This is a genomic window from Streptomyces sp. NBC_00335, from assembly GCF_036127095.1.
Classification (GTDB): domain Bacteria; phylum Actinomycetota; class Actinomycetes; order Streptomycetales; family Streptomycetaceae; genus Streptomyces.
Window position 1 is genome coordinate 7,440,469 of record NZ_CP108006.1, and the last position, 25,157, is coordinate 7,465,625.

Genomic DNA, 25,157 nt, shown 5'->3' on the forward strand with positions numbered 1-25,157 from the left:
CGGGCAGCGGATCCGGGCGCCGCCCGAGGACGCAGGAACCGTGGAGGATCCATGACCGACGACCACCTCATCGACGTGCGCGGGGTGAGCATGACGTACGGCGCCGGCCCGCCCGTGCTGGCCGGGATCAGCCTGCGGGTGCGGGAGGGGGAGGCGCTCGCCGTGCTCGGCCCCTCCGGCAGCGGCAAGTCCACGCTGCTCAACCTGATCGCGGGTCTGGACCGGCCCGGCGAGGGCAGCGTGAGCGTCGAGGGGGTGCGGGTGGACGGGCTGACCGAGACCGCGTCCGCGAAGTACCGGCGCTCCCGGATCGGCATGGTCTTCCAGTTCTTCAACCTCCTGGACGACCTCACCGTTCTGGACAACGTGCTGCTGCCCGCCCAGCTCTCCGGGATGCCCCGCACCGAGTCCGCGGCCCGGGCCGCCGAACTGCTGGCACACCTGGGCATCGACCGGCACGCCCGGGCCTTTCCCGGCCGGCTGTCGGGCGGCGAGCGGCAGCGCGTGGCCGTCGCACGGGCCCTGATGAACCGTCCGGCGCTGCTCCTCGCCGACGAGCCGACGGGCGCCCTGGACAGCGCGTCGGGCGCCGACGTACGCGACCTGCTGCGCGAGCTGAACGCGGCCGGCCAGACGATCGTGCTGGTCACGCACGACCTGGCGCTGGCCGAAGCGTGCGCGACCCGCACCATCGAACTCGTCGACGGGCGCATCGCGCGCGATGTCACGGCGGTACGGCGATGAGCCGGCCGGGGTACCGGCGACGCGGTGGACGGACGGTCCCCGGGAGCGGCCGGCGGCGCGGCGGAGCACTGGGACGGGTGGTGCGCGCCGGGGTGGGGCGGCGCCGCGCGCAGACGGCGGTGATGGTCCTCACGGCGCTCATCTCGGTCGCCGCGTCGGTCCTCGCCCTCGGATTGCTGGTCGCCTCCCGGGCACCCTTCGACCGGGCCTTCGACCGGCAGCAAGGGGCGCACCTCACCGTGCAGTTCGAGGGTTCCGCGGTGACCGCCGGGCAGGTGGCGGACACCGCCCGGATACCCGGGGTCGCAGATGCGGAGGGGCCGTTCGCCGTCACCTCCGTACGCTTGAGACCGACGGGCGACAGGCCGCCCGGCTTCCAGCCGCCGCCCCTGACCGTGGCGGGACGGGCGTCCGCCGGGGGCGGGGTGGACCGCGTCGCGCTGGTGGAGGGCCGGTGGGCCACCGCGCCCGGCGAGATCGTGCTGGAGGCCGGCTCGCGGCAGCCCGGAGTGCGGCCCGGGACGCGCCTGGAGACGGGAGGGACGGGGGACTCCGGCGGCTCCGGCGGTACGGTGCTCACGGTGGTCGGCGTCGCCGAGTCGGTGGGCGAGAGCGCCGACGCATGGGTTGTGCCCGCGCAACTGGGCGGCCTCGACGGGGGTCGGGCGGGCCGCCAGATGCTGTATCGGCTCACCGACGCCGGCACCGCCGCCGCCGTCGGGCGTGCCCGCGACGCGATCGCCGGGGCGCTGGCGCCGGGGGCCGTCACCGGATCCCAGTCCTACCTCGACGTGCGGCAGTCGGCCCAGGAGAACACGGCGGCCTACGTCCCCTTCGTGACCGCGTTCGCGGCGCTGGGCCTTTGCATGTCGGTGCTGGTGATCGGCATCGTGGTGAGCGGCGCGGTCGGCGCCGCGACCCGGCGCATCGGCATCCTGAAGTCGCTCGGCTTCACCCCGCTCCAAGTGGGCCGGGCGTACGTGGCCCAGGCGCTGATCCCCGCCGCCGCCGGAGCCGTGCCGGGCGTGCTGCTGGGCAACCTCCTTGCCGTCCCCCTGATGGCGGAGGTGGCGCAGTCGTACGGGACCGGGGCCGCGCTCATCCCGCTCTGGGTGAACCTCGCGGTGCCCGCCGGCGCCCTGGCCCTGGTGGCGCTCACGGCTTCGGTGCCCGCGCTGCGGGCGGCCCGGCTGCGCACCGCGCAGGTGCTCGCGATGGGCCGGGGCGCCGGGGGCGGGCGGGGGCGCCGGGTGCGGTACCTGCTCGGCCGGCTGCCGCTGCCGCGTGCGGTCGGCCTCGGGCTGGCGAGCCCGTTCGCCCGCCCGGCACGCTCGGCGACGATGGCGGCGGCCGTCGCGTTCGGCGCGCTCGCGGTGACCTTCGCGGTGGGGCTGGGCAGCACGCTCGTCGCGATCCAGCAGGACGGGGACCCGGACCGGGGCGGCGAGGTGACGGTCCGTTCGCTGGCCCGGCCCGGTGAGGGCCCGGCGAGCACGCCCCGGACGCCCGCCGACCCCGCGGCGATCTCCGCCGTGATCGGAGCCCGGCCCGGGACCGCGTCCTCGTACCGGACCGCCAGGACACAGGTGTCGGTGGCGGGGCTGAAGGGCGGCGCGCCCCTGGTGGCGTACGAGGGCGACGCCCCCGGCGCCGACCACACGATGGTGTCCGGCCGCTGGTTCGGCGGCCCGGGCGAGGCGGTCGCCGCGACCCGCTTCCTCCGGGCCACGGGCATTGAACTGGGCGGCACCGTGGTCCTGTCGGAGCAGGGCCGCACCGTCCGGCTGCGGATCGTCGGGGAGGTTTTCGACCTCGGCGACCAGGGGATGGCCCTGCGCACGGGCATGGACTCGGTCGCGGGGCTGGGGAGCCGGTACCTGCCGAGCGACTTCACCGTCCGGCTGACCTCCGGGACGGACACCGGGCGCTACGTCGAGTCCCTGAACGCCGCGCTGAAGCCGCTCGGCGCGGAAGCCGAGGCCGCCGGGCCGGGCAAGTCGAGCGTGATCCGCGCGATGCAGGCCCTGATCGGGATGCTCACGCTGATGCTGGTGGCCGTGGCCTGCCTGGGGGTGCTCAACACCGTGGTGCTGGACACCCGGGACCGGGTGCGCGACCTCGGGGTGTTCAAGGCGCTGGGGATGACGCCCCGGCAGACGGTCGTGCAGGTCCTCACCTCGGTGGGCGCGATCGGCCTCGCCGCAGGGGCGGTTGGCGTTCCGCTCGGGGTGGCCCTGCACGGCTGGGTGATGCCGGAGATGGGTCGGGCCGTCGGCACCACGATCCCGCCGGCGGACGTGGACGTCTACGGCCCCCTGCTGCTGGGGGCGTTGGCGCCGGCCGGGGCGCTGATCGCGGTGGCGGGAGCGCTGCTGCCGGCCGCGTGGGCGGCGCGGACGCGGACGGCGCGGGCGCTGCGGGCGGAGTGAGGTGCGGGCGGAGTGAGCCGGGCCGGCCGGGGGCGGCCCGGCCGGCCCGGCTCACTCCGGGCCGGGGGTCAGGACTTCGGCACGGTGTTGATGTGGTGGGTGCCGGCGCTGTAGAAACCGTCCACGGTGTTCTTGACATCGGCGTGGGAAACGGCCTCATCGGCCTTGTAATAGAACCAGTTGACCTTCATGTTCCACGTCCGTGAACCGCCGGTGAAGGGAAGGTCGATGAACCAGTTGCTGAAATGCATGTCCATCTTCTCGCGCGGGACGTATTTGCCGGAGCTGGTGAACAGATCCTTGCCGTCCAGCGAATAGGTGGCTTTCCCGTCCATGAAAGTGATCATCATGATGTGCCAGCCCTCAAGGCGCTGCTTCTTGAGCGCGCGGGTGACCCGGTCCGGCGGATCGGCCTTGAACCAACTCGTGGTGTCGAGTTGCGGACCCACCGAACCCCAGCCGCCGTTCGGCAGGTACTCGTAATCGAGCTCGCTGTAGTTCGGCGAGGAGTCCGAGGCGGAGATCGGGAAGAAGGTCTCGACGACGTGATCGCCGTTGCGGCCGCTGACGGGCTTGTCGCTCAGGTAGACCCGGGCGGCGAAGGTGCCGGTGAAGAGCGGGGTGCCGGTGGTCTGCACCTCGGCCTGCTTGGTGCCCTGCTTGGTGCCGTCGGTGGAGGACTGGAGCTGCAGTACCCGGCCGCCCTGAGCGGTCGGGTCGGTGGGGAAGCCGGCGCCGCCGCCGGACCAGGTGTCCTTGATCCCCGGGCCGCCCCCACCTGCACGGACCTCCCAGCCGTTGGCGGCGAGCGAGGGGTCTTCGGGACCGCTGTACCGGAAGTCGTCGAACAGGGTTCCGGGCGGTCCGGACGGGGTCGGCGAGGCGCTGGGGGTGCGCGACGCGGCGGCGTCACTGGTGGGACTGCCCGAACACGCCGCCAGTACGCACAGGAGGGCGGGCAGTGTGAGCGCGGTCCACGCGCGGTGTCGAGAGGTGCGGCGGGGCTGACTCACACGGGCTCCTTGGGGGTGGGCGTAGAGGCGGTACCTGGACACGCCCTGTGCATGAGGATCAATGACTGATCACATGAGGGGGTCATCTTAAGGTTCGCGGCGACCCGCGGAACCCCGGCCACCGGGTCCCGGCAATGGGGCCTCGGTGAAATGGTCTAGACGAATTTGGTGCGGCCGATCATGCTCCGGTCGGCTATCGGGGACCGTGCGTGGGAATCTACTGACTGGTACTGCCAATTGGCATTTCAATCCGATTACGGAGCCTGGTCAGAACGCTCCAAAAGCAGACATCGAGCCCAAGTCGATTCCGCCCGGTGCACTAGCGTTCGCCCTGCCATCCCGCGGTCTACGTACCCTGCCCTGAAAGGCCTCGCAAGGTGCGCTCAGTCATACCTTCCATTGAACGCGGGTCGGCACGGCAGGCACAGCCTGAAATGTCAGAGCCGGGCTTTGACGAGCCCGCACCCGCACCGGTTTTCGTCGACCAGTCGGGTCTGCGCGGCCGTCTGCTCCGGGGCCTCGGCTGGCCGGTCTCCGTGGTCGGCGCGATCCTGGCGATCGCCATGGGCAGCAGCCTGATCGGCATGCAGGCGGAAGCCCCGGCGATGGGCATACCCGTGCAACCCTCGCGGTCGCCCGCCTCGCCGGGCTCATCCGGGACCGCGCCGTCGCCCACCCTGTCGACCGCGCGATCCGCGCCGTCGGCGCCGTCCGGGTCATCTTCACCCGGGACGGCCACGCGGTCCGCCTCACCCCGGACGAAGCCCTCGCCCACTCCGTCGAAGACTCCGGTCACCAAACCGAAGCCGTCGGCCGCTTCGTCGGAGCCCTCGGCCGCCACCTCGAAGCCCCCGGCCACCAAGCCGAAACCCCCGGCCGCCACTCCCCGTCCGGTGGCGATCACACCGAACCCCACGGCCACCGCCCCGCCCGGGGCAGGCTCTTCGGACCGGCCGTCCGAGAACCCCTGATCGTCCGCACCACCCATCTCCAGGAGCGTCATTGTCCCGCCATCAGCGCCGCCGGCAGTCCCTGCTGAGGCCGCGCCGACTGGCCGCGCCGCCGCTGCGCTTCGTCATGCCGCTGTCGCTGTTGGCCTGCCTGCTCGCGCTTCTCGTCCTGCGCGGCCTCGCCACCAACGAGGCGTTCCACGACGATCGGATCGCGATCTCGGTCGACAAGACCACCGTGCCGAACGACCTGCTCAAGGGCGGTCCGGTCATCGACGCGCGCGGCAGCAAGAACGCGAAGCCCGTGAGCTATCACATCCCCGACCGCACCGCGGTCCTGAGCTTCGACGACGGTCCCTCGCCGCAGTGGACTCCGAAGATCCTGGACGTGCTCGCGGCCCGTGACGTCCGTGCGGACTTCTTCGTGACCGGCGCCATGACCACGCGCAACCCGGAGCTGATCCGGCAGATCGTCGCGGGCGGCCACGAACTCGGCGTCCACACCTTCACCCACCCCGACCTGGTGTACCAGTCCAAGACCCGGATCAGCTGGGAGCTGGCGCAGACACAGCTCGCGCTGGCCGGCGTCGCGGGCGTCCACAGCGCGCTGTTCCGCCCGCCGTACTCCTCCGACGCCACGGCGATGGACGACTGGAACTATCCGGTGATCAAGTACGTGGGTGCGCGCGGCTACCTCACCGCGTTCATCGACCGGGACACCGACGACTGGAAGCGGCCCGGAGTCGAGGAGATCGTCAAGGCGGCCATGCCGGCCAAGCCCGGTGCGGGCGCGCTGATCCTGCTGCACGACGCGGGTGGCGACCGTACCCAGACCATCGCCGCGCTCGAGCAGATCATCGACAAGCTGCAGGCCCAGGGCTACCGCTTCACCACCATCTCCGACGCACTCGGCGCCTCCAGCGCCACCGTGCCGGTGACCGGATACCAACTGTGGGCGGGCAAGGGCTACATCTGGGCCACCCAGTTCGCCGTGCAGACCCTGCCGGTGCTGGTCGGGCTGCTGGCCCTCGTCGGCTTCCTCAACTTCGGCCGGTTCGGGCTGATGCTCGTGCTCGCACCGCTCCACGCCCGCCGCGCCAAGAAGCGGGACGCCTGGGGACCGCCCGTCACCGGGCCGGTCACCGTGCTGGTCCCGGCCTACAACGAGCGCGAGTGCATAGCCAACACCCTCAACTCCCTTGCCGTCAGCGACCATCCGATCGAGGTGATCGTCATCGATGACGGCTCCTCGGACGGCACCGCCGACATCGTCGAAGCGATGGGCCTCCCGTTCGTCCGGCTGATCCGCAAGGTCAACGGCGGCAAGTCCAGCGCGCTCAACACCGGTATCGCGGCCGCCTCGTACGACATCATCGTGATGATGGACGGCGACACCGTCTTCGAGCCGTCCACCGTGCGCGAGCTGGTCCAGCCCTTCGGCGACCCGGAGATCGGCGCCGTCGCGGGCAATGCCAAGGTCGGCAACCGCGACAGCCTGATCGGCGCCTGGCAGCACATCGAGTACGTCCTCGGCCACAACCTGGACCGCCGGATGTACGACATGCTGAACGTCATCCAGACCATCCCCGGCGCGGTCGGCTCCTTCCGCAAGGAGGCGCTGCGACGGGTCGGCGGGATGAGCGACGACACCCTCGCCGAGGACACCGACATCACCATCGCGGTCCTCTGCGACGGCTGGCGGATCGTCTACGCCGAGAACGCCCGCGCCTGGACCGAGGCTCCCGCCAGCCTCCAGCAGCTCTGGTCCCAGCGGTACCGCTGGAGCTACGGCAGCATGCAGGCGATGTGGAAGCACCGCGGCGCGGTGACCTCCCGCGGGCCGGCCGGGCGCTTCGGCCGGGTCGGACTGCCGCTCGTCGTGCTGTTCGGCGTGATCGCCCCGCTGCTGGCGCCGCTGGTCGACCTGTTCCTGCTGTACGGCGTGCTCTTCGGGGACGCCGGGATCACCCTCACCAGCTGGGGCGGCTTCATCCTGCTCCAGGCCGTGCTGTCCTGGTACGCCTTCCACCTCGACCACGAGAAGCCCTGGTACCTGATCAGCCTGCCGATCCAGCAACTGGTCTACCGGCAGCTGATGTACATCGTCCTGCTGCAGTCCGCGATCACGGCGATGACCGGCGGCCGGCTGCGCTGGCAGAAGCTCCGGCGCACCGGCGAGGTCGCAGTACCGGTGGAGGCCTGATCATGACCGCATACACAGACCTCGGGCGTCATCAGGACACCGTCCAGCTGAGGATCCCCGCCGTCCTGCGCCAGCGGCAGGAGCCCGATCCGGAGCCGGAGCCGCAGGCGCCGTCCCCGCGCAAGGGCGGCCGCGACCGCTACCTCGACCTGCTGCGCGCGCTGGCCCTGGTCCGCGTGATGATCTACCACAACTTCGGATGGTTCTGGCTGCCCCTCGTCTTTCCGTCGATGGGCGTGATGTTCGCGCTGGCCGGCTCCCTGATGGCCCGCTCGCTCAGCCGTCCCGCGCTCGGAGTGATCCGCGGCCGACTGCGCCGCCTGCTGCCGCCGATGTGGCTGTTCGGCGCCGTCCTGATCACCCTCCAGATCATCGACGGCTGGGGCCCCGACTCCGACGGCCACCCCACCTGGTGGTGGACCAAGCTGGCGTTCTGGATCCTCCCGCTGAGCACTCCGCCGTACGCGGACGCCCTGCCCGGTTTCGGCCTGGTGGAAGGCGGCTGGGCCCTGCAGATCACCGTCCCGCTCTGGTACCTGCGGGCCTACCTCTGGTACGTGCTGCTCTCACCGCTGATGCTCTGGGCGCTGCGACGGCTTCCGTGGGTGACGCTGTTCAGCCCCCTGGCGCTGCTCATCGTCATGAACTCCTTCTTCGCCGACCAGGAGTTCATCTACGGCCGGGTCTGGGAGACCGCCAACGACTTCACCATGTTCGGCTCCTGCTGGATCCTCGGCATGGCCCACCAGGAAGGGCTGCTCAAGAGGATCCCGCAGTACGTCCTGCCGTCCATCGCCCCGCTGGTCATGGTGGCCGCCCTCTGGTACCTGCAGACCCGCCCGGTCGACCCGACCGTGCACACCGACATCGAGGCCTGGCCGATCGCGCAGGCCCTGTGGTCCCTGGGCTTCGTCGCCATCCTGCTCCACGTCAGCCCTTCCTGGGACCAGTGGCCCAGGCTGCTGGAACGCTGGAACGGCCTGGTCAGCCTGCTCAACTCGCGCGCGGTCAGCGTCTACCTGTGGCACCAGGTGGCACTGGTGGCCGCGATCCCGCTGATCGACCCCCTCTGGAGCGTCCCCTTCTTCTACGACAACCTCCAGTGGCTGCTGGCCAGCCAGTGGTTCACCCTGCTGGTGGCGATCCCGCTGGTCGGCCTCCTGGTCCTGACCTTCGGCTGGGTCGAGGACGTGGCCGCCAAACGCTCACCACGGCTCCTGCCGTACCCGCGCCGCCAACGGGGCAGGCGCCGCTCCACCGAGTGACGGGGGCCGCACCGGCATCCAGGGGCCGCTCCGGAGCGATCCGAAGCGGCCCCTCGGCCGTTCCCGGGACAGGGAACGGGACCCTGCTGATCAGGCGTGGGCCGCTGCGCCCCGCGCACGCGGCAGCGGTGTGCCGACCAGCGGACCCGAACGGCCGGAACCGGCCCTCTTGACCGTGAAGTGCACCTGGAGAACTCCGGTCCAAACGAGCGCCGCGCCCAGCAGGTGGAGCATCACGAGGAGCGAGGGCAGGGCCGTCACCGACTGGACCAGTCCCACGAGCCCCTGGCCCAGGAGTACGGCCAGGAAGACGGCCGTCTTGCGGCGCGCGGCGCCGAAGCCGTCCTCGGGCAGTGCGCGGAGCAGGGCTACGGCCAGGACCAGGACCGCCCCGGCCAGCATGCCGTGGACGATGGTCACGGCCGTCCAGTCGAAGGGCATCCGCGCCACGTCGGAAGAGTCGCCCGCGTGCGGACCGGAGCCGGTGGCGAGCGTGCCCACCACGACCAGCAGGGCCGTCACCGCGACCAAGGCCGCCGACAGCGACCGGATCCGCGCGGCGGAACGCGGCGCGAGGGGGACCGGCACGCCGGTCGGACCCTGGTCATCGCCGCCCCGCGCGCCGAGCCCGGCACCGCCGGCGGCATCGGCATCGGCATCGGCATCGGCGTACGCCGCATGCCAGGTGTACACCGCGGCGGTGAGCAGCAGCGTGGCGGCGAGGAAGTGTGCGGCAACGATGTACGGGCTCAGCCGCATCCATACGGTCACTCCACCGACGACCGCGTTGAGCACGACGATCCAGAACTGCGCCCAGCCTCCGCGCAGCACCGCGGGCATCGGCTTCTCCTGGAGCCGTGCGGTGATGATGACCCAGCCCACCACCGCGCACAGCGCCCCGGTCAGGAGCCGGTTCCCGAATTCGATGGCGCCGTGCACCCCCATCTCCGCGGTGGGGGCCAGCGTCTCTCCCGTACACATGGGCCAGTCCGTGCAGCCGAGACCGGAGCCGGTGACGCGGACGATCCCGCCGGTCACGATGATCGCGATGCTCGCCACGACCGAACCCAGTGCGGCGACTCTGACGCTTCTCGCTCCGAGCGAGTACCTGCCGGCAAGCCATGAGAAGGGAGTGCGCACGATCAGCCTTCCTCGAAGTCGCCGGGACGCGGCGCGGTGCGGGACCTCAGGGTACGCCGCGGGTCCGCCCGGTCCGGAGGGGCGTGCTTCCTGCCCTGCCGCTGCCCGTCGGAGCGCTTTATCCTGATTTCACCTATATTCTGGGAAACGTGATCGAGTCTGGACGGCCCCGGCTCCTCAGGCGCCCCGGCCAGGGATGGCTTGTGCGGCTGTCACCGGTCATCCTGACCGTCGTCATCGCCAGCTTCGCTTACACGACCCCGCCGGAAATGGCCTTCAGCCGTCTCCTGCCCGCTGCGCCGGCCCTCGCCGCCGCCATGTGGCCGGTGCTCCCCACCGTCCTGCTCGGGACGGTCTGCCTCCTCCTGATGATCGGCCTCAGCCTCGTCTTCCCCGACCTGGGGACGTGGTGGACGGCCTCCGGGATCATCGCGGTGACCGTGGCCGCCGCGTACGGAAGCCACGTCCGGCTCCAGCGGGAGCGCACGCTCCTCCAGGTGCGGCTCGTCGCCGACGCGGCGCAGCAGGTGGTGCTGAGCCCCATGCCGCACCGCATCGGCGGCATCGAGATCGAGTCGCTGTATCTGGCGGCCGCGGCGGAGGCCCGTATCGGCGGGGACTTCTACGAAGGCGTCGACACGCCCTACGGGGTCCGGCTCCTCATCGGTGACGTGCGGGGCAAGGGCCTTCCGGCGGTGGGGGCGGCCGCGGCGATCGTCAACGCCTTCCGGGAGGCGGCCTTCGGAGAGCGCTCCCTGATGAGCGTCGCACGCAGGCTGGACGCCAGCAGCACGCGGTACAACGCCGCCTTTCCCCCCGAGGGGCCGATGGAGCGCTTCGCCACCGCGCTCCTCGTCGAGATCCCGCACGAGGGCGGACGCATCGACATCCTCAACTGCGGGCACCCACCGCCGCTGATCCTGAACCGAGGGAAACTCCGTGTCCTGGACCCGGGCGACCCGTCCCCGCTCCTCAGCCTCGCGGAGCTGATCGGCGATCGGTACAGCGTCGACACCTTCGACTTCGCCCTCGGCGACGTACTGCTCCTGTACACCGACGGGATCGCCGAAGCCCGCGCCCGCGACGGCGAGTTCTTCCCGCTGACGACCTGGATGCGCCGGCAGCCGGCGGCCCCGCCCCGCGATCTGCTCACGGCTCTGCACCGTGATCTGCTCCGCTACAGCAGAGGGCGCCTCGACGACGACATCGCCGCCCTCGCCGTACGCCTGTGCGCGCCCTGAGGGCAGGCGCTGCCCCGGGGCGGTCAGCCGGCAGGCTGCCCCGCGCCTTGACCCGTACCGCCCGTACCGCCCGTCCAGCCCGGATCGCGTCCGCTCAGCCCGACCGCCCGGTCCAGCAGCGGTGCGTCGTCCGGTACGGGGACCACGGGGCCGAAGATGTCCCCGCCGTCGCCCTCTTCCCCCGCCGATTCCAGGAGGAACGCGTACGAGGTGTCCAGCGCGGCCCGATCGGGTGCGTACTCCTGGCCGGTGGCCCGGGCCAGGTCCCAGCCGTGGATCACCAGTTCGTCGACGGCCACCACACCCGCGATCTCGGCCGGCAGGTCCACGCCGCCCGCGCGGGTCATGCCGGTCCAGGCGGCCGGATCCCGCCAGGCCTCGGCCAGTTCGCCGAGGACCCGGGGCAGTTCCTCGCGCCAGCCGGCGGGGAGGGAGGGCACGGCCGTGTCGGGGGCCGTGTCCGTGGTGGAGCCCAGGTCCTTGCGGGCGGCGTCACGGAAGGCGGTGGCGAGGCCGGCGAGGTGGCCCAGCAGGTTGCCGACCGCGTACTCGGGGCAGGGCGTCGGGTCGGTGAGCCGGGCGTCCGGGACGCCCGCCGCGAGACGGGCCACGATCCGGGCTTGCGGTCCGAGGTCGAGAAGTGTCCTACCGGTCATCTGCCGCTCCTTCGGGGCCATGGGTCTGGAGGGTAGACCGGCGGCGGTGCCCGAACTCATCGCGACGCGAGCGGAAATCTCCCCCGGAGGGACGACTCGGCTCGGGAGGGGAACGAACCCCTCCCGAGCATCATGTGAGCCGGGGGGCGCCCAGGGGCCCTAGGTGCGCAGCGACACGCTCAGGGGCAGCTGATGCGGGTGTCGCCCGGGTCGGTGGTGCAGGTGTCGGAGCCCATGCCGCCGTCGGCGGTGTCGTTGGCGCCGACGCCGTCGGTGGTGGTCAGGCGGTCGTTGCCGTAGTAGCCCGTGAGGGTGTCGTTGCCCGGGCCTCCACTCAGCGTGTCGTCGCCGAAGCCCCCGTCGATGTTGTCGTTGCCGGGCCCGCCGTGGACGGTGTCGTTGCCGTAGCTCGCGCGGACGGTGTCGTTGCCGCTGAGGGCGCAGATGATGTCGTTGAAGTAGCCGCCGTTCAGGGTGTCCGTACCGCTGGTGCCGATGATCGTGCAGCCGCGGGAGTTGTTCACCGAGGTCGAGGCGCCGGCGCTGTTGTTGGCCGGGTTCGGGTCCTGGGGCGTGGCGGTGGCGGAGGCGGTGTTCGTCAGGGTGCCGGTGGCACGCGGTTCGGCCGTCACCGTGACCGTGGCGCTCGCGCCCGGTGCGAGGCTGCCGAGGACGCAGTTCGCGCTGGTCGCCGTGGTCGTGCAGGTGCCCTGGGAGGGGACGGCCGACAGGAGAGTGCCGCCGGCTCCCGAGAGGGTGTCGGTGAGCGTCACGCCCGTCGCGGTCGCGGTGGACGTCGAGGCGTTGGTGACCCGGACCGTGTACGAGGCCTGGTCACCGATGCTCACGGTCGTCGTGCCGGTCTTCGTCACCGACAGGTCGGCGGCCGGCGGGGGCGGGGTGCTGCCGCCGCCTTCGTAGCGGGCGATGCCGAAGGCGCCCAGCCCGGCCAGGCCCGCGGCCACGATCTTCCCGTCGGGCTGTACGAGCAGCCCCCGGATCTCCTCCCCGCCCAGCATGCCGGTGTACACCCGGCCGTCACCGCCGCCGAAGCCGGTGTCCAGGGTGCCGTTCGGCAGGTAGCGGGCGAGGGCGAAGTCGGAGGCCTCCTGGCTGTCCGGGTCGTCGGCCGTGCCGCCGACGAGGATCTTCCCGTCCTGCTGGAGCGTCATGTCGTACGCCACCGCCGTGCTGAGGGGCCAGACGGTGGTGACCCGGCCGCCGGTGCCGAAGGCGGGGTCGGGACTGCCGTCCGCGGTGAACCGGGCCAGTGCGAAGCCGGTGTTGGTCGTCCCGGCGGCGACGACCGCACCGTCGGACCGGACCGCCACGGCCCGGCCGAAGTCCGTACCGCCGAAGTCGGCGGTGGCCATGCCGTCGCCGCTGAAGGAGGTGTCGAGGCTGCCGTTGGACAGGTAGCGGGCCACTCCGAAGTCGAAGGCCGTGCTGCCCACGGAGCCCACCGCGACGAACCTGCCGTCCGGCTGGAGCGCCAAGCCGGTGGCCTGGCCGCCCGCGTCACCGGGGAAGGCAGGAGCGAAGCCCGCCACCACCGTGCCGTCCCCGCCGAAGGAAGGGTCGGGACTGCCGTCCGCGTTCAGGCGGGCGAGCGCGAAGCCCGCCCCGCCGCTGAGGCCCACCGCGAGGATCTTTCCGTCCGGCTGGACGACCAGGTCGGCGGCCCCCGAGGCATTCCCGAACGATTCGACGCGCACGAGGCCGGCGGTGCCGAAGTTCTGGTCGGGGGAGCCGTCGGTGTTGTAGCGGGCGAGGGAGAAGAAGCAGCAGCCGCCGCCCTCGTCCGCGACCTCCGTCCGGCCGGCGACCACGATCTTCCCGTCGGAGGGCTGTACCGCCACCGCCTCGGCCTGGTCGTCACCCCCGAAATCGCTGGTCACCCGGCCGTCACCGCCACCGAAGCCGGTATCGACGCTGCCGTTGGCGTTGTACCGGATCAGCGCCATGTCGAACGGGACGCCCGGCCCCGTGACGCGGCCGGCCACGACCAGCTTGCCGTCGCCCTGCCGGGCGACGTCCAGACCCTCGGCGTAGTCCCACGGGCCGCCGTCGTCGGGGAAGTACGTCTGGACCCTGCCGGAGTCGGCGAAGGAGGGGTCCAGGTCCCCAGGGGCCGCCAGCGCCGTACCGGGTAGTGCGAGGAGCAGCGTCAGGGCGGCTGCCGCCACCGTGGCCGCCCTTCCACCGGCGCGGGCGGGGCGGCGGCGCCCCTCGGGTGGCATGGGGTGTGCGTGGGTCATGGGCGTACGGACCTCCGAGTCGCGCCGGGCAGTGAGCAGGCAGCAGCTTCGTGCCGGACGCGCGCCCGACGGCCGAGGCGGGGGCCGGGCTAAGCCGCCTGAGGGAGGGGATCCACTCCCGTGGGCGAACTGGGCGAACTGGGAGAACCGGGCGAACCGGGAGGCAGGGGCGGCCGGGGTGAGCGGGGAGGGGCCGGCCTCCCCCGGACTCCGGCCCTCCTCAGACCACGGAGAGCAGGTCCACCACGAAGACGAGCGTCGAACCCGCCGGAATCAGCGGCGAGGGGGACTGGTTGCCGTAGCCGAGGCGCGGGGGAACGATGATCTCGCGCCGGCCGCCGACCTTCATCCCCCTGATTCCCCGGTCCCAGCCCTTGATGGCCCGTCCGCCACCCACGGCGAACTTGAACGGCTCCCCCCGGTCCCACGAGGCGTCGAACTCCTTTCCGGACGCGAAGGTGACCCCGACGTAGTGAACCCGGACGACCCTGCCCGGCTTCGCCTCGGGCCCGTCCCCGACGACGAGGTCGCGGACGGTCAGCTCCTGGGGAGCATCACCCTCCGGACGTTCGATCTCGGGCTTCGTCAGTTCGCTCATCGCAGCCTCATCGCTTCGTCGCCGCAGTCCCTCGTACGGACCGGCCGGGCGCATGGTCGGTCCATGCAGCAGACGATCACGCTACTCCGCATCACCGTCCGCGGCGGCACGGCATGGGCCGCGCTCGCCCCGGCCGGCTACGCCTCTTGTTCGGTCTCGACCTGCGCGTGCCAGTCCCGTTTGACGGCGCTCCACGCCTCGTCGCTCTGGCCCTGGCGCCAGTAGCCGGAGAGGGAAAGGTGTTCGCGCGGGACCTGCCGCTCCTGGCGGAGGTGGCGGCGAAGTTCCTTGACGAAGCCGGCCTCGCCGTGGACGAAGACGTCCGGGGTGCCGTCGGGGAAGGCGAACGAGGTGACCGCCTCCAGGAGCGCTTCGCCGATCGGGCGCTCGCCCCGGTGGAGCCATACCGGGACGACACCGTCCGGGGTCACGACCTTCTGTTCCTCCGCCGGGCCGGACACCTCGATGAAGGCGTGCACGGTGGCCCCCCGCGGCATCCGTTCCATGGCCACGGCGATGGCCGGAAGCGCGCTCTCGTCCCCGGCCAACAGGTGCCAGTCGGCCGTCGGTTCGGGTGCGTAGGAGCCACCGGGGCCGATGAAGTACACCCGCTCGCCCGGCTGGACCCGGGCCGCCCACGGACCGGCGAGGCCTTCCTCGCCGTGGACGACGAAGTCCACCGACAGCTCCAGCAGCTCCGGATCCCAAGCGCGCACGGTGTAGACCCGGTTGCGCGGCCACTCCTCGCGCGGGAACGCCGCTCGGATGTGCCCCATGTCCCAGGGCTCCGGGTAGGTGACGCCCTCGGCCGCGAAGAGGAGTTTGATGTAGTGGTCGGTGAAGCGGTCGGCCGCGAACCCGGCCAGTTCCTCACCGCCCAGGACCACCCGCACCATGTGCGGGGTCAGCTGCTCGGTGCGCACGACGCGTGCGGTCCCGGTCTTGCGCGCGGGCCGTTCGGCCACGACGCCTCCTCCACGTGAGAGTTCGGGTGATGAGGGCCTGGGGCCCCGGGAAGGCGCAGCCTACTGGGCGAGGGATTCCGGGGCCGTGACGCCCAGCTCCCGAGCGCGCTCCAGCAGGTCCTGCCGCACCTTCGGTGCCACCGGGATCCCCTGGCGCCGGCCGTCTTTACGATCGCTGGTCACGGCAGCCGTCTCGGCCGTCCGGTGGTGTTCTACGGGGCGCGGTGGACGCGGGCGAGGACGAGGACCGTGTCGTCGGTCGGCGGGGTGGGCAGCAGGCTCGCGAGGATGCCGTCCGCCGCCTGTTCCAACGGCCTTGGAGCTCCTTGCAGTTCGCTGCGCAGTGCTTCCAGACCGGCCTCGATGTCCCGGCCGCGTGCCTCGATGAGGCCGTCGGTGTACAGGGCGAGGGTCGCGTTCGCGGGGAGTTCGATCTCGGTCGTCCGGAAGGGGAAGCCGCCGACGCCGAGCGGAACTCCGAGGACTTCGTCGATGGTCTCCACCGTGCCGTCCGGTCGGAGCACCAGGGGCGGGGGATGGCCGGCGCTGGCGATGCGGGCGCGGCCGGTCTTCGGGTCGTAGACGATGTGCAGGCACGTCGCCAGCTCGATGCCGGCCTCCCGGGCGCACGCGTCGAGCTCGGTGAGCAGCTCGGCGGGCTCGCTGTCGTGCCTGGCCAGGGCCTTGGTGGTGATGCGCAGGCGCCCCATGGCCGCGGCGGCCGACACTCCGTGCCCCATCACGTCGCCCACCACGAGGACGACCCGGCCGTCGGGCAGGCTGATCACGTCGTACCAGTCGCCACCGACCTCGGTGATCCGGCTGCCGGGCACGTACCGGTGGGCCACGTCCACGTACGGGCTGGTCGCCAGCGCGCTGGGCAGCAGGGCCCGCTGCAGCGTGAGGGCGATGTCCTGGACGCGGCTGTACAGGCGGGCGTTGTCCAGGCAGATCGCGGCGCGTGAGGCGAGCTCGCCCGCAAGGCTGACGTCGTCCCGGGTGAAGGGCGGCCGGTCCCCGGACCGGCCGAACATGGCGATTCCCTGGACGGTGCCCCTGGCGATGAGCGGGGCGACGAGGACGCAGGCCAACCCGCTCTCGGCGAAGAGCCGCGCGCGTGACTCGATCAGGACGGTCCGGGCCAGGAACTCCTCGTTCACCACGGCGGAGATCGCCCGACCGGTGCGCAGCATGTCGTGGATGACGGAGCCGGGCGGATACCGCACCGTCTCCACCCCGCTCACGAGTTCGGTGGCCGGAGGGGGCAGGATCGTCCCGGAGGCGATCCTGCGGGTGATCAGCAATCTCGCCGGGTCGAAGACCTCGTCCTCGTCCATCCACTCCACGACCTCGACCACGGCGCCGTCGCAGAAGTCCGGCATCGACGCGTCGACCAGCTCCTGGGCGGTGATGTTCACGTCCAGGGTCGTCCCGATACGCGTGGAGGCCCCGTCCAGCAGGGCGAGGCGCCGACGGCTTGCGGTGGCTTCCAGGATGGCCTGTTCCCGGTCCGTCACGTCCACCATCAGCCCGCCCACTCCGGGGCGCGAGCCGACCGCCTGACTCAGGGGGAAGAAGCTCACCGACCGCACCTGGTCACGGTCCGGATGTCCGCGCGGGCGCAGACCGACCAGCGTCCCCACGACCGGCGCTCCGCCCAGCGCGACGTCCCGGAGCATGCGCTGGTACTCGCCGCCGTCGGACATGATCATGAACTCGTCCATGCGCCGCCCGAGGTGCGCCTCGATCGGCAGGCCGTCCATGTCGGCGAGCGCTTGGTTGAGGTGGACGTACCGCAGGTCCGGGTCGAGCATGACCAGACCGATGGGGCAGGTCTCGAAGAGTGCGTCGAGGAAGGCGAGGTTGGTCTTGACCCGGTCGAGCTCGTCACTGCGGCTCGCCAGGACCATCACCACCGAACGCCCTGCGGCTCCGGTCACGGAGAAGGCCCGGAAGCCGCACTCGAAGACGGTGGCGTCACGATGCCGCGCCGCCAGCCGCCCCCTCCAGTACCCGAGGGTCCGGCCCCGCTCCGTCAGCCGCGTACAGGATTCGGATCCGCTGCGAGACCCGTCGGCGAAGAGGACGGCGCCGGGCCCGGACAGGACCGAGGCGGAGTCGTACCCGAAGAGGTCCCGCGCGCCGGGCCCCCAGTAACAGACGCGGTCGCCGTCATCGATGCCGAGGACGGCCACGGGCACGTGCTCCAGCAGTGTCCCGGGCTCGGACCAGAACGGGCCGTGAGCCTCCTCGCCCCCCGGCAGAGCCGATGGCACGAGACGTCCCCTTCCACCCGCCGTTCCCTCCATTATGCGGGCCCCACGCGACGGTGCGCGGCGGGAAGCGTGCCGCGGCGGGCGCCGTGGTGGCCGCCCGAGGTCAGCCGGAAGCGGCAGCCATCGCCATCTGGCTCCGAGACCTCACCAAGGAGCCGTCAGGCACTGCCTAGTGCCACATTTCGCGGTCCTTCACGGTGAGCTCGACGACGGCCGCGTCCCGGACGTTCTCGATGTCCCGGATGTAGGGCGCCGCATTCGGGTCGTGCGTGCAGAAGGTGACGGTGGCAGTAAGGAGATCGTCGTCGACTCCGCCCATGGAGAGGATGAAGTAGGACCGGACTTCCTGGTCCCCGAATTTCCGCTCCGCCTCGCCGAGACATCCGAACGCATAGGCGAGGCACCTCCTGAGGAGGGGGCCCGTCCGCTCGGATTCCGCCGGCGGCAGATCGTAGTCGGTCATTCCCCGGCCGTTGATCGACGTTTCTTCCTGGAGCACGTCGAAGTACGAGGTGGTGATGTCCGGGATCAGTCCGGTCAGCACGCGTGCGCCGTTGGGGGTGTAGGACCAGCCTTCATCCTTGACCTCGAGGAACATGGGTGGGATGTCCGCGTCGGTGAGCCTCGTCGGGGGGTGTTCCGCCAGAAGCCGGGTCATCTTCTCGTTGATTTTCATGACTATCCCTCGCCGAGAGCGGAGAGGCCCTTTCTGATGGCTCCGATGAATCCTGGAGTATTGCCCACGGCCTTCTCGATGGAGCGTGGCAGCCCCTCGAATTTCCCCGTTTTGAAATCGTACTGGTACTTGGCGCCCTTGTTGCCCTGGTCCTGGAAGTGCAGCTGGCCTGCGCGCCCACCGGGATCCGGGTTCTCCACGTCGATGCGATACTGCCCGTGATTCCAGAGGGTCTTACTGGTGATCTGGGTCGCGCACACCGTCGTGGTCCCAGGTGATGGCCACCGGGTGGGGAAAGTCGGGCGTGGAAGTGACCTGTTCGCACAGGGTGGATCCGTCCCAGGTGAAGGTGACCTGCTCCCGGACCGTGGACCCGTCACCACTGAGCCGCTGCTTGGCGACGCGACGGCCGAGCGGGTCGTAGAGATATCGCCACACCGTGCCGTCCGGTCCGCGTCCACACCCCCGCTCCACGCGTCCGCGGTACGAGCCACCCCTGCTGAAAGGCCGTCACATCGGCCCGCCGGGTGTGCTCGTCGCCCGGATCCGTTCGGTGGCGAGGGCGGGATCGATGAGGATCTTGGCATGGGCTTCGGGGTTGCTCAAGGTGGTGAAAGCAGCCGGGACGCCCGCCAGTCCCACGTGCCCGGTGACGAGGTGGGCGGCGTCGAGGGTGCCGTTGGCGAGTGCGTGCAGAGTGTCCCGGAATTCCAGCGGTGTGTACCCGACGGCGAACCGAAGGTCGAGTTCCTTGTTCACCGCGAGCGAGGGGCGCAGGGTGTCGGGGCCCATGCAGACGCCGACGACCACGATGCGCGTGTGCAGGGGAGCGGCGGCAAGAATCCCGTCGATCATGCCCGGCGTTCCGACGCACTCGAACACCACGGGCCTGTCCGGTCGGGTCGCACCGGCCTTGTCCAACGCGCGCCAGGCGGTCCACCAGGGGACGGGCAGCCGGGTCAGGCTCTCGATGGCGTCGATGCCCGCGTTGTACTGGTCGGGCATCGACGTCATGAAGCGGCGCCCGGTGCCGGCCTGCGCCCACGGGGAGTCGACGGCCGGGTCGACCGCGAGGTCAGCGCCGCACCGCAGGGCGAGCGAGCGGCGGCCGGCGGAGTAGTCGCTGGCCACGACGGTGGCGACGCCACGGGCCTTGAGCACGGAGATGACCGCGAGGCCCACTGGGCCGCACCCGAGGACGATCGCGACGTCCTTCCGGGACACGCCTGCGCGGTTCACCGCGTGCCAGGCCACCGCCATGGGCTCGGTGAGCGCGGCGAGGTCCGCGGGGAGACCGTTCGGAACCGGCAAGGTCAGTGCCTCTTGGACGACGACGTACTCGGCGTACCCTCCCGGGGCGTGCGCGGACAGCCCGACACCGTCGACCTGCCGGCCGCGGCGCACCAGCGGGATGCTGACGACCGGTGTACCGGGCTTGATCCTCGCCGCGTTCCACGGGCCGTGCTCGACGACCCTGCCGAAGATCTCGTGGCCCAGCACCACGTTCTCGTCGGAGCGCAGGTAGCGGGGGTAGCCGCACAGCTCCAGGGACTGCGCCAACTCGTCGGCGTGCAGGCGGCAGTGCAGGTCGGAGCCGCAGATCCCGCAGCGCTCCACCTTGATCAGCAGCTGTCCCGCCGCGGGACGCGGGGTGGGCAGGTCGACGACTTTCAGCTGCCCCCGGGACAGGCTCACGGCCTTCACGAGGCGTCCCCGGTCGTGACCGGCTGCTCGGCCGCGGCGGGTTCGCGCACGGCCAGGTGGTAGGCCTCCGGCTTCCAGCGGGCCGCGTGCCGGCGGAAGGTGAAGGTCCAGTCCGGGTAGATGGTGGCGTTGCGGCCGTTGGCGTCCCGGTAGAAGGTGCGGCATCCGCCGAGCTCCCACACCGACTTCGCCAGTTTGCGGTCGAGGCCGGCGTTGTAGGCGTCGTGTGCCTGCGGGGTCACCTCGATGGATGTCGAGCCGGAGAGGTCGAGCGCGCGGATGGCCTTCTTCACGTGCTGCGCCTGGGCCTCGGCCATGTAGACCATGGAGCTGTGGCCCAGGCCGGAGTTGGGTCCGAGGAACATGAAGAAGTTCGGGAAGCCCGGAACGGACACGCCGAGGTACGCGCGCGGGGATCCCGCCCACACCACGTTCAGCGGCTTGCCCGCGCGGCCGCGCACCTTGTCCGCGAAGGGGATGTCGGTGACGTGGAACCCCGTGCCGAAGATGATCGTGTCGACCTCGCGTTCGACGCCGTCCGCGTCGATCACGCTGTGCTCGCGGATCTCGCTCAGCGCTCGGGGAACGAGTTCGACGTTCGGCTTCTGCAGGGCGGGGTACCACGCGTTCGACGGGAGGACGCGTTTGCAGCCGAGGGTGAAGTCCGGTGTCAGAGCCCGGCGCAAGGCCGGGTCCTTGACCTGGCCTTGCAGGTGTCGCAGGGCAACCCGCTCGATCAGGCGCATGAGCTGAGGACGCTTGGCGAAGCCCAGGACCAGCAGTTCCTTGGCGAGGTAGGTCTTGGCGCGCTCGACCCGCTGGAGCCCGGGGCGGGCCCGGAAGCGCTCGCGCTCCGCCTCGGTGATCGCCCGCTTGTCGTGGGGGGTGATCCACGGGGCGCTGCGCTGGAAGACGTGGAGCGAGCGGACGTGGTCGGCTATCTCCGGGACGTACTGGATCGCGGAGGCGCCGGTGCCGATCGACGCGACGCGTTCACCGGCGAGTTCGTGGCCGTGGTCCCAGCGCGCGGAGTGCATGATCTTCCCGCCGAAGCGGTCGATGCCCGGTACGTCGGGGAGCTTGGGTTCGGTCAGCGGGCCGACGGCGCTGACGAGCACCTGCGCCCTCCAGTCCCCGCTGTCCGTCGAGACGTGCCAGAGCTGCTCGTCCTCGTCCCACCGGGCGCCTTGTACCTCGACTCCCGTGCGCAGGTGCGGGCGCAGCCCGAACCGATCGAGGCAGCGGTTCAGGTAGGCCTGGATCTCCGGCTGCGGGGAGTACGTCGAGGTCCAGTCCGGGTTCGGGGCGAAGGAGAACGAGTAGAGGTGAGAGGGGACGTCGCACCGGCAGCCGGGATAGGTGTTCGAGTGCCAGACGCCTCCGGCCGCGGGTGCCCGCTCGAGGATGACGAAGTCGGTGAACCGGTCCTCTCTCAGGGCCCGCCCCAGCGCGATGCCGGAGAAGCCGCTGCCGACGATCAGGACCCGTACGTGCTGGATCATTCGGGACGCCCCTTCTTCGTTCGTGGATTCGGCGTGGTCCGGCCGTGTCATGTCGTCGTCCTTTGCGCGAGCATCGAGTCGCGGTCCGAGCGGAGGTATCGCGAGGCCAGGAGCATGCCGATCGCGGCGACCGCGAAAGCGAGGGGAACAGTGACCATCAGGGCTGTGCGCAGGCCGTGGGCCGATGCCCCGACGGCCGACGCGGAGCCTGCGGCCAGGGTGTCGGACAGGGCGCCGACGAAGACGGGTCCGCCCGCCCCGCCGATCAGGTAGCCGACGGCGAACAGGAGGCCCAGCGCACCGGAGCGCTGCTCGGGGCGGATGACGTCGGAGACCACCGGCACGGCCGCGGCCAGGTAGACGATGCCCAGCATGTAGCCCAGGCTCAGGAACACCACCAGCTGCCACGCCGCGCCACGGCCTGCGGCCAGGCCCGCGAAGGCGAACAGGGCGGCAAGGCCCAGGCACAGGGCCGCCACCCGCACCCTGGCCTCGGGGGATCTCCTCGCCGCGCGGTCGAGCACCCGACCGCCGGCGAGCAGGCCGATGAGGCCGGTGACCCCGACGACGACCCCGCCCACCAGGCCCGCGGTGACGAGGGACAGGCCGTAGTAGCGCTGCAGGACGGGAGTGAGGAAGGTCCCGATCGCGTACGCGGCGAAGTTGTACCCGGCGAACGCGAGGAGCATCCCGTACATCGAGCGGACCTTCATCAGCTGCAGGAGGGAGGTGCGCCGGTTCTCCCCGCTGGGGACGTGGTCGGGTTCGGCGGCGCCGCGCTCGGGTTCGCGCAGGCGCAGTACGAGGAAGGCCACGACGACCCCGGGTACGGCCGCGATCAGGAACGGAGCCCGCCAGCTGTCGAAAGCGACGGCCAGTGCGCCGGCGGTGACGAAGGCGAGCAGGGTGCCGATCGGGAAGCCGAGCATGAACAGGGACTGGGCACGCGAGCGGCGTTCGCTCGGGTAGAGGTCCGCCAGCAGGGATCCGGTGGCCGGTGCGTAGCTGGACTCTCCGACGCCCACTCCCACTCGTGTGGCGAAGAACCCCCAGAAGGAGGTCAGGACCCCGCCGGCCGCCGTGAAGGCGCTCCACACGAACAGCCCCCATCCGGCGACCGCCGTACGCGGGATCCGGTCCGCCAGACGCCCCAGCGGCACGCCGGCGAGCGCCGCGACGAGCACGAAGGCCGACGCGAGCATCCCGACTTGTGTGTCGTCGAGAGCGAACTCCTCCTTGATCGGCTCCAGAACGACGGAGGGCAACGCCCGGTCGTAGTAGTTGAGCAGATTGCCGACGAACAGCAGCCCGAGTACGTAGCCGGCCGACGACCGCGGCGCGGACGCACCGCTGGGCGACTTCGGGAATGAACGTGCCACAGGAGAGATCCCTTCGACGTGGAAGAGTGCTCGGCATGGCAGCCGGAACGAGGTCACCCGCGAGCTCCGCCACAGTGTTGCCGCGCCTGTCCCGGCAAGCTACGGAATCTCCGATAACCTCATCGCGCGAATTTTGTTCCCCGGAACAAACTCTGTGGCTAGGGTGCCGCCATGGACCACGAGAGCCCCACGGCCTGGCCCGCACGCCGGCGGATGCCGGACCTCAACACCCTGGACCCCTCGACCCACGCCACGGTCGCCGCCGTCGTCGCCCGCCTGCGCACGCGGCGCGAGGTCTTCGCGGACCGCTTCCTGAGCCTGGCGCGCAGGCACGTACCGGGCTACGCGGTGCTCTCGGACGAGGAGATCCAGACGTCCGCCCGCAGGTTCATGGACGTCCTCGTCTCGGAGCTCTCGTCCCTGCGCGTGCCCGACGCCGCCCTGCGCGAGATGCTCGGTGGCTACGCGGCTGAGCGCACCGCCCGGGGGATCTCCCTCGACGCGCTCACCATCGGCTACCGGCTCGGTTCCCGGGAGATGCTCGCCCTGCTGGACGAGATCGCCGCCGAGGTGAACCTGCCCCCTGACCTTCTTCTTGCGGTGCACGACAGCACCTGGGAGTTCTCCAACGAGGCATCGGCGGTGTTCGCCCGCGTCCAGCACGATCTCGCCCTGGAGCGCGCGCACTTCGACGCCGAACGCCGATCGGCCTTCGCGGCCGGCGTGCTCAGCGGGGCCTTTCCGGCCGAGCGGATCCACCAGGACGCCCACCTCTTCGGGCTCCGGCCGCAGGCACATCACGTGGCCCTCGCCGCACGGGCCACGAGCGCCGACGATGCCGACGCGCTGCGTCGTGCCATCGCCACGGCCCTGCGCGTTCCCGCCGACCGGTTGCCCCTCGCCGAGATCGGGGAAGTCCTCGGCTTCATCGCGCCGAGTGCACCCGAGGCCGTCGTCGGGCACTTGGTGGCGGTCGGTCCGCCGATGCCGCTCGATGAGCTCCACACCGGGTTCGGCGAGGCGGTGCTGGCGTTGGAGACCGCACGGTGCTTCGCCATGTCGGGCATCGTGCGCCTGCCCGACCTCGGTCCGCGGCCACTCGTCCTCGCCGAATCCCGCACCGCCGAATCCCTCACCGCACGCCACCTGGCGGCGCTCGACGCCGCTGGTCGTTCGAACAGGGAGATCGAGCGCACGGCGCGCGTCTACCTCGAATGCGACCAGGACGTGAGCAGGGTGGCGCGGGAACTCGCCGTGCACCCCAACACCGTGCGCTACCGGGTCAACCGGTTCCAGGAACTCACGGAACTGGACCTGCGTCGAACCGACGATCTGGTGACCACGTGGTGGCTGCTCAACCGTCGGCGAACCTGAGGTTCGCCGCCAGGCAAACGAACCCTGGAATCACGCGGCTTCGGTAGCCATCATGCCTTGGCGGTCGACGGCAGTGCTGGACCGTTCCGCGCCGCTAATGCCGTGCAGGAGGGGCGTCGTTGCTACCAGTTCACGTCGAGGCGTTGCGGTCTGCGGAGGGCGGTGTTGAAGTGCTAGTTCTCTGGTCTGGTGGCTGTCGGCGTCGGGCAGGACGTCACACAGCAGCCGCATCCGCGTCCGGTCCGTGGCACGCAGCCGTCCCGGATAGCCGGTGGTGTCGTTCAGCACGGCGACCGCGGCGTGTTGGATCGCTGCGAACGCCCCTGGGTCGGTATGGGTCTTGGCTGTCGGCGTGGCCAGCCGCGAAGCCCACCCGCCAGCCCGGCATGTTGTATGCCTTCGACAGCGAGTGGAACTCGATCCCGCACTCCACACCCCGGCGGCCCGGCGCGGCGGCTGGCATCGCATTCCCCATGGGAGTCGGTGGTGCCCAGTTGCCGCTGCAGCCGGTGCGTCCGATGGCACATGGCATCCACCCCGCGCAGTGCCGCCCGCACCGCCTTGGCGTCCCGGACGTCTCCCCGTAGGAACTCCGCGTCCGGCAGTTCAGGCTCTCCGGGGTGTGCCGCGGGCAGCAACGCGTACAGCACCAGTGGCTCGCGGCCCCGCTCGGCCAGCGCGCTCACGCCGTGCGAGCCGATGAAGCACGCTCCTCCTGTGGCAAGTACTCGCCTGCCGCGGGCGTCTGCGGAAGGCCGGGCGTCTGCGGGCGCTCCCATGCCCG

Annotated in this window: 20 protein-coding genes and 1 pseudogene; 6 read left to right on the forward strand and 15 right to left on the reverse strand. The window is 71.3% G+C overall.

What is annotated here, in order from left to right:
• Positions 1-51: 51 nt before the first annotated feature.
• Both OHA37_RS33755 and OHA37_RS33760 read left to right on the forward strand, forming a co-directional pair.
• The gene (locus OHA37_RS33755) at positions 52-744 is read left to right on the forward strand and encodes an ABC transporter ATP-binding protein (protein WP_266910979.1); all 693 of its coding nucleotides are present in this window, start codon (positions 52-54) and stop codon (positions 742-744) included.
• Between the two features lie 80 nt (positions 745-824).
• Positions 825-3,173 carry an ABC transporter permease gene (locus OHA37_RS33760; RefSeq protein WP_443046253.1) on the forward strand — a complete coding sequence of 783 codons (2,349 nt, stop codon included), beginning with the start codon at positions 825-827 and terminating at the stop codon, positions 3,171-3,173.
• A 68-nt stretch (positions 3,174-3,241) separates the two neighbouring features.
• Here the strand turns inward: OHA37_RS33760 and OHA37_RS33765 are convergent, their stop codons facing one another.
• Positions 3,242-4,186, reverse strand: a complete 945-nt coding sequence (locus OHA37_RS33765; protein ID WP_266910983.1) for a glycoside hydrolase family 16 protein — start codon at positions 4,184-4,186, stop codon at positions 3,242-3,244.
• A gap of 346 nt (positions 4,187-4,532) precedes the next feature.
• Positions 4,533-5,189, reverse strand: coding sequence for a hypothetical protein (locus tag OHA37_RS33770; protein ID WP_266910985.1), 657 nt, complete (start codon positions 5,187-5,189; stop codon positions 4,533-4,535).
• A 74-nt stretch (positions 5,190-5,263) separates the two neighbouring features.
• Here OHA37_RS33770 and OHA37_RS33775 point away from each other — a divergent pair, with 74 nt between their 5' ends.
• Positions 5,264-7,339 carry a bifunctional polysaccharide deacetylase/glycosyltransferase family 2 protein gene (locus OHA37_RS33775; RefSeq protein ID WP_266913325.1) on the forward strand — a complete coding sequence of 692 codons (2,076 nt, stop codon included), beginning with the start codon at positions 5,264-5,266 and terminating at the stop codon, positions 7,337-7,339.
• 2 nt (positions 7,340-7,341) lie between these two features.
• Entirely contained in the window at positions 7,342-8,604 is a 1,263-nt protein-coding gene (locus OHA37_RS33780) for an acyltransferase family protein (protein ID WP_266910987.1), read from the forward strand.
• A 90-nt stretch (positions 8,605-8,694) separates the two neighbouring features.
• Here the strand turns inward: OHA37_RS33780 and OHA37_RS33785 are convergent, their stop codons facing one another.
• Entirely contained in the window at positions 8,695-9,663 is a 969-nt protein-coding gene (locus OHA37_RS33785) for a COX15/CtaA family protein (protein ID WP_443046254.1), read from the reverse strand.
• Positions 9,664-9,947: 284 nt separating this feature from the next.
• Between OHA37_RS33785 and OHA37_RS33790 the strand changes: the two genes are divergently transcribed.
• Entirely contained in the window at positions 9,948-10,985 is a 1,038-nt protein-coding gene (locus tag OHA37_RS33790) for a PP2C family protein-serine/threonine phosphatase (RefSeq protein ID WP_266910991.1), read from the forward strand.
• A 23-nt stretch (positions 10,986-11,008) separates the two neighbouring features.
• On the opposite strand, the gene OHA37_RS33795 is transcribed toward OHA37_RS33790, so the two are convergent.
• The 11 genes and pseudogenes from OHA37_RS33795 to OHA37_RS33850 all read right to left on the reverse strand — a co-directional run bounded on the left by OHA37_RS33795 (position 11,009) and on the right by OHA37_RS33850 (position 22,999).
• Positions 11,009-11,641 (reverse strand): TIGR03086 family metal-binding protein, encoded by a 633-nt coding sequence (locus OHA37_RS33795; protein WP_266910993.1) that lies wholly within the window; start codon positions 11,639-11,641, stop codon positions 11,009-11,011.
• 179 nt (positions 11,642-11,820) lie between these two features.
• On the reverse strand, positions 11,821-13,899 hold the full coding sequence (locus OHA37_RS33800) for a calcium-binding protein (protein WP_266910995.1): 2,079 nt from the start codon (positions 13,897-13,899) through the stop codon (positions 11,821-11,823).
• A gap of 220 nt (positions 13,900-14,119) precedes the next feature.
• Complete coding sequence (locus OHA37_RS33805; RefSeq protein WP_323182386.1) at positions 14,120-14,497, reverse strand: FKBP-type peptidyl-prolyl cis-trans isomerase; 378 nt, start codon at positions 14,495-14,497, stop codon at positions 14,120-14,122.
• A gap of 137 nt (positions 14,498-14,634) precedes the next feature.
• On the reverse strand, positions 14,635-15,462 hold the full coding sequence (locus tag OHA37_RS33810; protein WP_266910997.1) for a siderophore-interacting protein: 828 nt from the start codon (positions 15,460-15,462) through the stop codon (positions 14,635-14,637).
• A 60-nt stretch (positions 15,463-15,522) separates the two neighbouring features.
• Positions 15,523-15,645: a hypothetical protein gene (locus tag OHA37_RS33815; protein WP_266910999.1), complete on the reverse strand. Its 123-nt coding sequence runs from the start codon at positions 15,643-15,645 to the stop codon at positions 15,523-15,525.
• Between the two features lie 29 nt (positions 15,646-15,674).
• The gene (locus tag OHA37_RS33820) at positions 15,675-17,738 is read right to left on the reverse strand and encodes a SpoIIE family protein phosphatase (protein WP_266911001.1); all 2,064 of its coding nucleotides are present in this window, start codon (positions 17,736-17,738) and stop codon (positions 15,675-15,677) included.
• A 169-nt stretch (positions 17,739-17,907) separates the two neighbouring features.
• Positions 17,908-18,414 carry a hypothetical protein gene (locus tag OHA37_RS33825; protein WP_266911003.1) on the reverse strand — a complete coding sequence of 169 codons (507 nt, stop codon included), beginning with the start codon at positions 18,412-18,414 and terminating at the stop codon, positions 17,908-17,910.
• A gap of 2 nt (positions 18,415-18,416) precedes the next feature.
• Positions 18,417-18,864 (reverse strand): annotated as a pseudogene (locus OHA37_RS40860) (hypothetical protein); the annotation flags it as partial.
• A gap of 60 nt (positions 18,865-18,924) precedes the next feature.
• The gene (locus OHA37_RS33840) at positions 18,925-20,118 is read right to left on the reverse strand and encodes a zinc-binding dehydrogenase (protein WP_266911009.1); all 1,194 of its coding nucleotides are present in this window, start codon (positions 20,116-20,118) and stop codon (positions 18,925-18,927) included.
• Positions 20,115-21,620, reverse strand: a complete 1,506-nt coding sequence (locus tag OHA37_RS33845) for a flavin-containing monooxygenase (RefSeq protein WP_266911011.1) — start codon at positions 21,618-21,620, stop codon at positions 20,115-20,117. The genes OHA37_RS33840 and OHA37_RS33845 overlap by 4 nt, the downstream gene beginning before the upstream one ends.
• A 47-nt stretch (positions 21,621-21,667) precedes the next feature.
• A complete protein-coding gene (locus OHA37_RS33850) occupies positions 21,668-22,999 on the reverse strand; it encodes a spinster family MFS transporter (protein WP_266911013.1) in 1,332 nt (443 codons plus the stop codon).
• A 171-nt stretch (positions 23,000-23,170) separates the two neighbouring features.
• Between OHA37_RS33850 and OHA37_RS33855 the strand changes: the two genes are divergently transcribed.
• A complete protein-coding gene (locus OHA37_RS33855; RefSeq protein WP_266911015.1) occupies positions 23,171-24,373 on the forward strand; it encodes a PucR family transcriptional regulator in 1,203 nt (400 codons plus the stop codon).
• A 281-nt stretch (positions 24,374-24,654) separates the two neighbouring features.
• Here the strand turns inward: OHA37_RS33855 and OHA37_RS40865 are convergent, their stop codons facing one another.
• Entirely contained in the window at positions 24,655-25,152 is a 498-nt protein-coding gene (locus OHA37_RS40865) for an NAD-dependent epimerase/dehydratase family protein (RefSeq protein ID WP_443046255.1), read from the reverse strand.
• Positions 25,153-25,157: the final 5 nt, after the last annotated feature.